Consider the following 11,530-nt stretch of genomic DNA (forward strand, 5'->3'; position numbering starts at 1 on the left):
CCCGCCGGCCACATACCGGTCGGCCGCGTTTCGCGCCTTTGCAATCTCCGGCTGTCAGCCTGCTGGCTGAAGCTCCTTCATTTCTATACCGAGAACACCACTGTGATCGAGAATCTACGCAACATCGCCATCATCGCGCACGTCGACCATGGCAAGACCACCCTCGTCGACAAGCTGCTGCGCCTGTCCGGCACCCTGGACCGCAAAGAAGCGGAAAACGAGCGGGTGATGGACAGCAACGACCAGGAAAAGGAACGTGGCATCACCATCCTGGCCAAGAACACCGCGCTGAAGTGGGGCGACTACAACATCAACATCGTCGACACCCCCGGCCACGCCGACTTCGGTGGCGAGGTGGAGCGCGTGATGTCCATGGTCGACTCCGTGCTGCTGGTGGTCGACGCCCAGGACGGCCCCATGCCGCAGACCCGCTTCGTGACCCAGAAGGCCTTCAAGGCCGGTCTGCGTCCGATCGTGGTGGTCAACAAGATCGACCGTCCCGGCGCGCGTCCGGACTGGGTCATCGACCAGATCTTCGACCTGTTCGACAACCTCGGTGCCACCGATGAGCAGCTGGACTTCCCCATCGTCTACGCCAGCGCCCTGAACGGCATCGCCGGTCTGGACCACGAGAAGATGGACGACAACATGGATGCCCTGTTCCAGGCCATCGTCGACCACGTCCCGGCTCCCCAGGTCGATCTGGACGGCCCGTTCCAGATGCAGATCTCCCAGCTGGACTACAACAGCTTCCTCGGCGTGATCGGTATCGGCCGCATCGCCCGTGGCCGCATCAAGGCCAACACCCCGGTCGTCGCCATCAGTGACGACGGCAGCAAACGCAACGGTCGTATCCTCAAGATCATGGGCCACTCCGGCCTGCAGCGCGTGGAAGTGGCCGAAGCCGAAGCCGGCGACATCGTCTGCGTCTCGGGCATGGACGAGCTGTTCATCTCCGACACCCTGTGCGATCCGCAGAACGTCGAAGCGCGCCCGCCGCTGACCGTCGACCAGCCCACCGTGAGCATGACCTTCCAGGTCAACGACTCGCCGTTCGCCGGTCGTGAAGGCAAGTTCGTCACCAGCCGCAACATCAAGGACCGTCTGGAGAAGGAACTGCTGCACAACGTGGCCCTGCGCGTCGAGCCGGGCGAGTCCGCCGAGAAGTTCAAGGTTTCCGGGCGTGGCGAGCTGCACCTGTCGGTACTGATCGAGAACATGCGCCGCGAAGGCTTCGAGATGGCCGTGGGCCGTCCGGAAGTGGTGATCATCGAGAAGGATGGCGAGAAGCAGGAGCCCTACGAGAACGTCACCATCGACATCGAAGAGCAGCACCAGGGCTCGGTGATGGAGCAGATGGGTCTGCGTAAGGGCGATCTGACCAACATGATCCCCGACGGCAAGGGCCGTATCCGCCTGGAATACACCATCCCGGCGCGTGGCCTGATCGGCTTCCGTAACAACTTCCTGACCCTGACCTCGGGCAGCGGTATCCTGACCTCGACCTTCAGCCACTACGGCCCGATCAAGGCCGGCGAAGTGAGCAACCGTCAGAACGGCGTGCTGGTGTCCATGGCCACCGGTACTGCGCTGACCTACTCGCTGGAAACCCTGCAGAGCCGCGGCAAGCTGTTCCTGGCCCCGGGCGACGAGATCTACGAAGGCCAGCTGTGCGGCATCAACAGCCGTGACAACGACCTGGTGCTCAACCCCACCAAGGGCAAGAAGCTGGACAACATGCGCGCCTCGGGCAAGGACGAAGTCATCGCCCTGGTGCCGCCGATCAAGTTCACCCTCGAGCAGGCGCTGGAATTCATCGCCGACGATGAGCTGGTGGAAGTGACGCCCAAGTCCATCCGTCTGCGCAAGAAGTACCTGAACGAGAACGACCGCAAGCGCTTCGAGCGTTCCAAGGTCTGATCCCGCCCGGGTAGTACAGGAAAGCGCCTTCGGGCGCTTTTTTGTTGGCTGTTTTCCAGCGAGCGCGGCGCACGGAGCTGGCGGCTCTGCTAGCGTTTGTCTCACGGTCGCGCCACCCGGAACGGCCCTTTCTGCAGGATGCTGCCATGCTCAAGAACACCCTCGCCGCCGCCGCCCTGACCTTGACCGGTCTCTTCGGTCTCGCCACGGCCCAGGCCGCCGGTTGCGGCACGCCGCGCAACGCCTTCGATACCGTCTACTGCGCCAGCAACCTGTTCGCCCAGAGCGACAAGTCGCTGAACCAGACCTATGGCGAACTGCGCAAGCAGCTGCCGGCCGATCAGCAGGCCGTGCTCAAGCAGCGCCAGCTGGCCTGGATCAAGCAGCGTGACAGCCAGTGCGCCCGCGAGGAAGCCGATGGCTACTTCGTCAATCTGGACTGCGCCGTCAGCCTGACCGAAAGCCGCCTGGAGGTGCTCAAGGAACGCCTGCGCGAATGCGCCAGCACCGGTTGCGAGGCGGGCAAGCTGGGGCAGTGAGGTCGCTGGCGGGATAGGCATCGCGCCATTCCCTCACCCCAACCCTCTCCCCCGGGGAGAGGGGGCTATCCGAGCGGGCGCTCGGCTTCATCGCTTCGGAGAAAACCGTAGCGTGGAAAACGGCGCAGCCTTTTCCACTGGGGGCTCGCTGCCAGGGGGCCCTCACCCTAACCCTCTCCCCGAGGGAGAGGGGACTATCCGAGCGGGCGCTCGGCGTCATTGTCCCGATGAGGGCCGCCACGGACTGATCGGCGGACTCGACAGTCATGGCAGGCCGCTCCGGTCGAATTGCCGACAGCCATCGGGCCTGCCGTTCAAGCCGAACAAATGTCTTCCAGGTTTTTGTTTACACCCGGATACAACGTCATGAAAACCGTCTAGCGTGAGGCGACACGCCCTGACGCGTGCTCCGATAACAACAACCAAGGATGCAGGCATGACATCTTTCCTCAGGCAACGCCTGCCGCTGGCCATCGCCCTGGCGACGGCGCTCGCGGCAACCGCCCAGGCGGCTCCCAATCCCTACAGCGGCTTCACCGTGTTCGGCGACAGCCTGCTCGATGCCGGGCAATTTCCCGACACCGGGGTCAACGGCGCCAGCCTCAGATTCACCAATCGTGTCGGCCCCGGCTACAGCCCGGCGAGCGGCGCGGTGACCGGACCGGTGTCCTCGATCCTGCTCGGCCAGCAACTGGGCTTCGACGTCCGGACCCTGGACGCCTCGACCTCGCTGATCAATCAGCGGATCGGCCTGAGCGATGGCGACAACTGGGCCACGGGCGGCTACACCACGGCGCAGATCCGCGACTCCATCACCGCCCGCAATGGCTCGGTGGTGGCGGTAGGTGGGCTGACCCTGCGCAGCCGCGACGGCTACCTGCCGGGACTTGCCAGCCAGGGCCTGAGTCTGGATCCCAATACCCTGTTCTACATCAGCGGCGGGGGTAACGACTTCCTCCAAGGACTGGTCACCTCGCCGGCCACCGCGGCAGCCGCGGCCAATCGCCTGGGCGACGGTGTCGCTGCCCTGCAGCAGGCCGGCGCGCGCTATATGGTGGTCTGGCTGCTGCCGGACATCGGCCAGACCCCGGCCCTGGCCGGTTCGCCGCAACAGGCGGCCAGCTCGGCCCTGAGTCGGGTCTACAACCAGGCCCTGGTGGCGCGCCTGGCCGGCATCGACGCCGAGATCATCGGCCTCAACGTGCCTCAGCTGCTCGCCGAGGTGGTGGCCGAGCCGGGGCGCTATGGCCTGGCCAGCGGGCAGAATCTCACCGGCACCTGCTTCAGTGGCGACAACTGCACCCGCAACGCTACCTACGGCCTGGGCGCGGCGGCGGCCGATCCCAGCCAGCTGCTGTTCAATGATCGCGTCCACCCGACCATCACCGGTCAACGACTGATCGCCGACTACGCCTATTCGCTGCTGGCGGCGCCCTGGGAGGTCACCCTGCTGCCGGAGATGGCCCAGTCCACCCTCAGAGCCCATCAGGACGGCCTGCACCAGCGCTGGCTGGGCGACTGGCATGCTTGGCAGCCGGTGGGGCGCTGGCAGGGCTATGTGGATACCAGCGCGCGACGCCTGGACGTCGACGACCAGCGCAGCACCGCCGGCGGCGATGGCAACGGCTACAGCCTGGACCTGGGCGGCAGCTATCGACTCAGCGAGGAGTGGCGCCTCGGCGTCGCCGCCGGGGTCGCGCGGCAGCACCTGGAACCCGGCGCGGCCGATTCCAGTTATCGCCTCAACAGCTACCTGCTCAGCGCCTTCGCCCAGTACCAGGGCGAGCGCCTCTGGGGCGATCTCACCGCCACCGGTGGCCGCCTGGACTATGACGATCTGAGCCGGCGCTTCGCCCTCGGCTCGACCACGCGCAGCGAGCAGGGCGATACCGATGGTGATGTGCGTGCCCTCTCGGCGCGCCTGGGCTATGACCTGGCGGCGGCTGGCAGCCCCTGGCACCTGAGTCCCTATCTCAGCGCCGACTATGCCCGCGTCCAGGTGGACGGTTATCGGGAGCGCGGCAACGACGCCACGGCGCTGGAGTTCGACGACCAGTCGAGCACCTCGCGACGGCTGGGGCTGGGCCTGCAGGGCCGCTGGCAACTGGCACCGGCTACGGCGCTGTTCGCCGACCTGGGTCGCGAGCGGGAATTCGCCGACGGTACCCGCGATGTGACCATGCGCCTGAACAGCGTGCCGGGTCTGGACTACACCCTGGACGGCTACCAGCCCGACTGCGACCGCACCCGCCTGAGTCTGGGCGTGGTCCAGCGGCTTACCCCGGAGCTGACCCTGCGCGGCGGCTACAGCTATGCCGGCGCGGGCGATACCCAGCAGCAGGGCGTGGGGCTGGGCCTGTCGCTGGATTTCTAAGCGTCGCTCGACCTGGATAACGGGCGCTGACCTTGTCAGCGCCCGTTATCCCTAGACCCGGCTGGGATCACCCAGCCGTTGGCGCTGCCAGTCGCGCAACTCGTCCAGACGCCGCGGCGGGCAGACCAGAAAGCCCTGCAGCAGATCGCAACCGGCCTGCTGCAGGCACAGCTGCTTGAGCTCGGTATCCACGCCCTCGGCGATGACCTGGGCGTCGCGGGCATGGCAGAAGGCGATGAGCGCATCCAGGCTGGCCTGGTTACCGGGCTGGCTGAGGCGCTCGACGATGAGCCGGTCGAACTTGATGGTGTCGGCGGGATAGTCGGTGACCTGCTGGATTGAGGTGTAGCCGACGCCGAAGTCGTCGATGGCCACGCGAAAGCCCTCGGCGCGCAATTCGTGCAGCAGCCCCAGGGTGCGCTCGTTCAGCTCGGCGGCGAAGGTCTCGGTGAATTCCAGTTCCAGATGGCCCGGATCGACGCCGTGGTGGCGCACCCGCTCGCGCAGATAGGGCACGATGTCGGCCTGATCCAGTTGCGCGGATGACAGGTTGACGGACAGCACCAGGTCGCTGCCCAGCACCTCCTGCAGCGCCGGGTACTCGCGGCAGGCCTGGTCCACGACCCAGCGATCGATCCAGCGAAAATGCCCCTGGCGTTCGGCGATGGGGATGAATTCCGCCGGCGATACCGGACCCAGGCGCGGTGAATTCCAGCGCAGCAGGGTTTCGGCGGAGCGTACCTGGCCGCTGCTGTCGACCGCCGGCATGTAGACGAGGTGGAATTCCTCGTCCGGATTCATTCGCCGCAGGTGCTCGTCCAGGAGATCCTGGCGGCGCTGGCGCGCAGCCAGTTCCGGGGTGAAGTGCACCAGGTGATTGCCGCCTTCGTTCTTGGCTCGTTCCATGGCCAGATCGGCCTGGGCCAGCAGGTCGGCCAGGTCCAGCGGCGCCTCGGGGGTCGCCAGGCCGATGCTCAGGGTCACGGCATAGCGGCGTTCGCCGACCAGGGTGCCGTTGGCGTAGTTCTGCTGCAGTTGCTGGCCCAGGGCGAGGGCCTCGGTCGCTGCTGCCGGACCGCGCAGCAGGACGGCGAATTCATCGCCCGCCAGGCGCGTGAACACCAGTTCGTTGCCTGCTTGATAGGCCTCCAGCAACTGCTGGGTCTGGCGCGCCACGGCCTGCAGCAGTTCATCGCCCACCTCGTGGCCGAAGCGGTCGTTGACCGACTTGAAATGGTCGAGGCCGAAATAGAGCAGGGCGATGCGGCGGCCATCAGGCTTGCCCGCCAGCCAGGATTCGCCCATGAGCTGGAAGTAGCGGCGGTTGCCGATCTGGGTGAGGACGTCGGTGCGCAGGGCCGTGCGCAGTTGCGCCAGAATGGCCAGGTTGTTGTCGTGCAGGCGTTTCATGTTGGCGCCCAAATGACCGATCTCGCCGGGCTCGTCGCCGGTTTCGAGGGCCTGGCGCTGACCCTCCAGCACCTCGGTGAGCTGGCTGTCCAGGCGGGCGATGGGCCGGGTGATGTAGCGCCGGATCAGCACGATCAACACCAGGATGCAGGCCAGGGTCACCAGCAGGCCACCACTGAAATAGGCGATCGCCAGACGGCGCAGTTCCCCATGCAGATGTTCTGGGTTCGGGGTCAGGCGCACATAGAGATCGGGTGACAGGCGCACGACAGCGGTGAAATCGCTGGTGCGTACGGGCAGCGTCCGGCTGAATTCCAGGGGCGCGCCATAGCTCTGTTCCAGGGTACGGCGCATGGCCTCCATTCGGTCCGGACTGACCGCCAGCTGCAGCGTCATCGCCAGGCCGCGTTGACCTGGCAGGGGCGGTCCGGCCGTGCTCGGCAACAACGAGGTGGTCGCCACCAGCAGCGAGTGGCCCTGTTCGTCTAGCAGATAATCGCGCCGCTCCAGCGGCCCGTTCGCTTCCCGCGCCAGGCGCTCGAGTAGCTGGCGCTGGACGCTGCTCAGCTGGGCGAAGGGATCGCCACTACGCTCGTAATAGTAGGCCAGGCTGAGATCGGGGCGGGCGATGGCCAGGGAGATGCGCGTGGGAGCGTCGTCGCCAGCCAGCTGGCGCACCGCCAGTTGCAACTGGGTGCCCAGGGCCTCGTTGCGATAGGGCACCTCGGTCTGCCGCAGGAAGTTGCCCAGGGCCGCGCTGTTGGACAGGGCATAGAGCAGATTGCGGCTGAAGTGATCGTACTCGCGATAGGTGGTCTCCAACGCCGCCAGATCGTGGTTGACCCGCGAGCGCTCGAGGCCGATCACCGCCTCGCGCTGCACCGTGTAGCCCAGTCCGACCAGGGTCAGGCTGCAGAGCAGGGCGACTGGCAGGATCAGCAGCAGGGCGCGCCTATTGAGATTCATGGTGACCTACCAAAGCGCTGCCGATGCGCTGCCGGGTCTGGAAGGCGTCGGGCGGACCTTCACGGAAGACCTGGCTGCGGGCGATGACGTCGTCGGGGGGGAACAGGCTGGGATCCTCGCGCAGGTCGGCCGGCAGCAGGCGCACGGCACCGGCATTGGGGGTCGCCAGGTGCAGCTCCTCGGTGGCCAGCACGGCATTGCGCGGCTCGTTGAGAAAGTCGATGAAGCGCCAGGCGGCGGCCTGGTGCGGGGAGCTGCTGAGCACCGCCACGCAGTCCATCCACAGCAGGCTGCCTTCGCGGGGCGTGGTGAAATGCCAGGGCTGCCCGGGCGTCGCGGCATTGAGCAGGTGCTGGTCGCCGCTGTAGCCCAAGGCCAGATCGATGCGGTCGCTGTAGGCCGGATTGTGCAGGGCGCTGACCACGTACTGATAGGTCAGCACCGCCGGTGCCTGGGCCTTGAGCAGGGCGAAGCTGCGTCTGAGCAACTCGGGATCGTCGCTGTTGATGGCGGCGCCCAGGATGATCAGCGGCGCGACCAGCAGGTCGTCATGGTCTTCGAGCATGGCGATGCGGCCGTGCAGCGCCGGCGCCGGCTGCAGCAGCGGCAGCCAGGACGTGGGTGCCTGGGCCAGGCGGTCGCTGCGATAGAGCAGACCCAGGGTGCCCCAGACATAGGGCACCGCGTAGTCGCCACAACTGTGGCGCCAGCGCGGATCGAGTTCGTTCAGATGGGGCAGGCGCCGGGGATCGATGCGCGTCAGCAGGCCGTCCTGGCCGAGGCGCGTGGCGCTGACCTCGTTGATCACCACCAGGTCGAGATCGGCATCGCCGCGCGCCAGGGTGGCGTCGCGCACGTCGCTGCTGTCGAAGTGGATTTCCTGCACGGGGGGATGGGCCTTGGCCCAGCGCTGCAGCAGGGTGTCGCTGAAATAGCCTTCCCAGGTATAGAGCCGCAAGGGCTCGGCAGCCGCCACGGGTGACGCGGGCAGACCGGTAAGCACCAGGCTGCAGAGGAAAAGGCAGTAGCGCATGCGGACGACTCGGCGGCAAGGGCTGACTTCTATAGGAGGGGCCGAAGAGCCCGCACGTTCACCCCAGGAAATTCAGGGCTTCTGCCAGTCTAGGAGGCTTGCCTGTATTCGCCAGTCGCGGCGTCGTCTATTGCATGCGCTTGGCGATGTTCCTCAGTTCTGCAAGGGCGCCACCCCGGCGCGCTGATGGGCGCGGGTCCAGGGCTTCTGCTCGTCGGCGAACTTGACCGCCAGCCGTTCCAGCACCCGTTGCGTCGGCGCGTTGGTGCCATGCAGCAACAGCAGAGGCAACAGCAGCAGGCTGGCGCCCAGGGCGGCCTGGCGTGGCCTCAGGTTGACCTCCTGGCCACGCAGCAGCCAGAGCAGCGTGCCGCTGGCGGCATAGCCGATGGGCAGGCCGGTCACCACTTCCGAGATCGAGTGATAGCCCAGCACCACCCGCGAGACGGCGATGAGCAGGGCGCACAGTGCGCCCAGGGCGGCCGCGGTCAGCCGTAGCGACGGTCGCGCCCGACTGGCCAGCAGCCAGCCCAGCACTGGCAGCACGCTGCCCACCAGCATGGAGTGGCCGCTGAATCCGGTGAAATCCAGACGCGGAATGCCCAGGCCCCAGCCGAAGAAGGCGATCTTGGACAGGGCAACGCTGAGGCTGGCAGCACCAAACAGCAGCAACCAGAGCAGCGCCGCCCGCGCGGACAGGCCGGCCAGCAGCCAGAGCGCGATCAGTACGGCGCAGGGAAGCATCACCGAGGAATCGCCGAAGTTGGTGATGAACAGCCACATGGATAAGCAGACTCCTGGAGAAGACGAGGCATTCTGACCACCGGACGCCCAGAGGTTGCATCGCGCGTGCCAGCCTGTGGACTGGCGCAAGAAAGCGCTGGGATCCCGGTTGCAGACCCAGAAAAAAGCCCCGGCACCGGCGGTGGCGGGGCTCTTTGCCGGGAGGCGTCTTACAGACCGGCAGCGGCGCGCAGGGCGGCGGCGCGGTCGGTGCGTTCCCAGGTGAAGGTGGTGAAGGTGTCGTCGCCCACGGTGACTTCCTGCGGGTGGCGGCCGAAGTGACCATAGGCCGCGGTGGCCTGGTACATCGGGTGCAGCAGGTCGAGCATGGTGGTGATGGCGTAGGGGCGCAGGTCGAAATGCTCGCGCACCAGCTGCACGATCTTCTCGTCGCTGATCTTGGCGGTGCCGAAGGTGTTGATCGAGATGGAGGTGGGCTGGGCCACGCCGATGGCGTAGGACACCTGGATCTCGCAACGCTCGGCCAGGCCGGCGGCGACGATGTTCTTGGCCACGTAGCGACCGGCGTAGGCGGCGCTGCGGTCGACCTTGGACGGGTCCTTGCCGGAGAAGGCGCCACCGCCGTGACGGGCCATGCCGCCGTAGCTGTCGACGATGATCTTGCGGCCGGTCAGACCGCAGTCACCCACCGGGCCGCCAATGATGAACTGGCCGGTCGGGTTGATGTGGAACTGGGTGTCCTTGTGCAGCAGCTCGGCGGGGATGACGTGCTTGACGATCAGCTCCATCACGGCTTCGCGCAGGTCGGCGTACTTGACCTCGGGATTGTGCTGGGTGGACAGCACGATGGCGTCGATGCCGACCACCTTGCCGCCTTCGTAGCGGCAGGTCACCTGGGACTTGGCGTCCGGACGCAGCCAGGGCAGCAGGCCCGACTTGCGCGCCTCGGCCTGACGCTCCACCAGGCGGTGGGAGAAGGTGATGGGTGCAGGCATCAGCACATCGGTCTCGTTGCAGGCGTAGCCGAACATCAGGCCCTGGTCACCGGCGCCCTGGTCTTCCGGCTTGCTGCGATCGACGCCCTGGGCGATGTCCACCGACTGCTTGCCGATGATGTTGACGATGCCGCAGGTGGCGCCGTCGAAGCCGACGTCCGAGCTGTCGTAGCCGATGTCGACGATGACGTCGCGCACCAGTTGCTCCAGGTCGACCCAGGCGGAGGTAGTGACCTCACCGGCGACGATGGCCACACCGGTCTTGACCAGGGTCTCGCAGGCCACGCGGGCGTGCTTGTCCTGGGTGATGATGGCGTCGAGCACGGCATCGGAGATCTGGTCGGCGATCTTGTCCGGATGGCCTTCGGACACGGACTCGGAGGTGAACAGGGAATATTCGCTCATCGAATGGTTCCTAAATTACCAAGGGGTAGGGGCCCGCAGGCCGGTCGAGACAGCAGTTTCCTTGCTGGACATGACGCCCTTGAGCGTCGGGTCCGCCCGCCACTGGCCAGGTGGCCTCATGACGGGGTGTTTCCCTGATCCGGGCGCGCGAACTGGCGCACCTGGATCTGAAAGCCGTTGCGCAGGCCGAGGTAGAGGCTTTCGCCCGCCTGCAGGCCGGCCGCCTGGGCCCAGCGGGCCAGTTCGTCCTGGTCGAAGCCGAGCCAGAGATCGCCACAGGCGGCGCGCGCCCAGGTCTGGTCGTGGGGGCAGAGGTCGGTGATCACCAGGCTGCCACCCGGCGCCACGCGGCGGGCCAGCTGCTGCAGGGCCTCCGCCGGTGCGGCCAGATGATGCAGGACCATGTTGAGGATCACGCAGTCGGCCGCTGGCAGCGGCTCGGCGAGGGCGTCGGCCAGCTGCAGTTCGACCTGGGCGAGGCCGTCGCGCTGGCAGCGCTGGCGCGCCAGTTCGAGCATGGCCGGGCTGTTGTCCACCGCCACCACGCGGGCGAAGCGGCGCGCCAGATCCGGCAGGAAGGCGCCGTCGCCGGGGCCCACTTCCAGGGCGCAACCGCGCGGATCCAGGGCCAGGGCGTCCAGCAGGCTGAGCAGGCCGTCGCGATACTGCGGCAGACCGGCGATGAGATCCTGCTGAGCCTGGAATTTTTCCGCCACCCGGGCGAAGAAGTCGCGACTCACCGCAGCGCGCTGGGCATGCACCTCGCCGATCCGCGTCTGTACCGCGCTGGGCAGGGCCAGGGCGTCCACTTCTTCGAGCAGGGCGGCGTGCAGGGCGCCACCCAGGCTGCCGGGACGCGGCAGGGCACGGCGATAGAAGATGGCATTGCCCTCGCGGCGGGTGGCCACCAGCTGCGCCTGGGCCAGCACCTTGAGGTGATGGCTGATGCCGGACTGGCCGGTGGCGAAGATCTGCGCCAGCTCCAGCACGCCGAAGGAGGCGCTGTGCAGGGCGCGCAGGACGTTCAGGCGCAGGGGATCGCCGCCAGCCTTGCACAGGGCGGCGAGGGTATCTCCTGGTTCTTGGCCGAGCGCCGGCACGCGTAGCGGGGTCATGGGGCGCTAGTCTAGAGACCCGTCCCAGA

At 67.0% G+C, this 11,530-nt stretch carries 8 protein-coding genes; 3 read left to right on the forward strand and 5 right to left on the reverse strand.

Annotated features, from left to right (window positions below):
- The first annotated feature begins 102 nt into the window (after positions 1-102).
- The 3 genes from typA to C722_RS0104975 all read left to right on the forward strand — a co-directional run bounded on the left by typA (position 103) and on the right by C722_RS0104975 (position 4,833).
- Positions 103-1,920: a translational GTPase TypA gene (gene typA / locus C722_RS0104965; protein WP_017639451.1), complete on the forward strand. Its 1,818-nt coding sequence runs from the start codon at positions 103-105 to the stop codon at positions 1,918-1,920.
- 146 nt (positions 1,921-2,066) lie between these two features.
- Positions 2,067-2,459 carry a lysozyme inhibitor LprI family protein gene (locus C722_RS0104970; RefSeq protein ID WP_017639452.1) on the forward strand — a complete coding sequence of 131 codons (393 nt, stop codon included), beginning with the start codon at positions 2,067-2,069 and terminating at the stop codon, positions 2,457-2,459.
- A 436-nt stretch (positions 2,460-2,895) separates the two neighbouring features.
- Positions 2,896-4,833, forward strand: coding sequence for an autotransporter domain-containing SGNH/GDSL hydrolase family protein (locus tag C722_RS0104975; RefSeq protein WP_017639453.1), 1,938 nt, complete (start codon positions 2,896-2,898; stop codon positions 4,831-4,833).
- A 51-nt stretch (positions 4,834-4,884) separates the two neighbouring features.
- On the opposite strand, the gene C722_RS0104980 is transcribed toward C722_RS0104975, so the two are convergent.
- From C722_RS0104980 to C722_RS0105000, 5 genes are all read right to left on the reverse strand, one after another.
- A complete protein-coding gene (locus tag C722_RS0104980) occupies positions 4,885-7,209 on the reverse strand; it encodes a bifunctional diguanylate cyclase/phosphodiesterase (RefSeq protein ID WP_017639454.1) in 2,325 nt (774 codons plus the stop codon).
- Positions 7,196-8,242, reverse strand: coding sequence for a spermidine/putrescine ABC transporter substrate-binding protein (locus C722_RS0104985; protein ID WP_017639455.1), 1,047 nt, complete (start codon positions 8,240-8,242; stop codon positions 7,196-7,198). Before C722_RS0104985 ends, C722_RS0104980 begins: the two co-directional genes overlap by 14 nt.
- 153 nt (positions 8,243-8,395) lie before the next feature.
- Positions 8,396-9,025: a phosphatase PAP2 family protein gene (locus tag C722_RS0104990; RefSeq protein ID WP_017639456.1), complete on the reverse strand. Its 630-nt coding sequence runs from the start codon at positions 9,023-9,025 to the stop codon at positions 8,396-8,398.
- A gap of 170 nt (positions 9,026-9,195) precedes the next feature.
- The gene (gene metK, locus C722_RS0104995) at positions 9,196-10,386 is read right to left on the reverse strand and encodes a methionine adenosyltransferase (RefSeq protein ID WP_017639457.1); all 1,191 of its coding nucleotides are present in this window, start codon (positions 10,384-10,386) and stop codon (positions 9,196-9,198) included.
- A 116-nt stretch (positions 10,387-10,502) separates the two neighbouring features.
- Complete coding sequence (locus tag C722_RS0105000; RefSeq protein ID WP_017639458.1) at positions 10,503-11,501, reverse strand: metalloregulator ArsR/SmtB family transcription factor; 999 nt, start codon at positions 11,499-11,501, stop codon at positions 10,503-10,505.
- Positions 11,502-11,530 lie beyond the last annotated feature (29 nt).

It is taken from the genome of Pseudomonas sp. 313, assembly GCF_000316965.1.
In the GTDB taxonomy this organism is placed as follows: Bacteria; Pseudomonadota; Gammaproteobacteria; order Pseudomonadales; family Pseudomonadaceae; genus Chryseomonas; species Chryseomonas benzopyrenica.

Excerpts from the sequence above, each read along its gene's own strand:
- C722_RS0104975 (WP_017639453.1), top strand. The coding sequence starts at position 2,896 with ATGACATCTTTCCTCAGGCAACGCCTGCCGCTGGCCATCGCCCTGGCG.
- C722_RS0104990 (WP_017639456.1), bottom strand. The coding sequence starts at position 9,025 with ATGTGGCTGTTCATCACCAACTTCGGCGATTCCTCGGTGATGCTTCCC.
- C722_RS0104980 (WP_017639454.1), bottom strand. The coding sequence starts at position 7,209 with ATGAATCTCAATAGGCGCGCCCTGCTGCTGATCCTGCCAGTCGCCCTG.
- C722_RS0104985 (WP_017639455.1), bottom strand. The coding sequence starts at position 8,242 with ATGCGCTACTGCCTTTTCCTCTGCAGCCTGGTGCTTACCGGTCTGCCC.
- C722_RS0105000 (WP_017639458.1), bottom strand. The coding sequence starts at position 11,501 with ATGACCCCGCTACGCGTGCCGGCGCTCGGCCAAGAACCAGGAGATACC.
- metK (WP_017639457.1), bottom strand. The coding sequence starts at position 10,386 with ATGAGCGAATATTCCCTGTTCACCTCCGAGTCCGTGTCCGAAGGCCAT.
- C722_RS0104970 (WP_017639452.1), top strand. The coding sequence starts at position 2,067 with ATGCTCAAGAACACCCTCGCCGCCGCCGCCCTGACCTTGACCGGTCTC.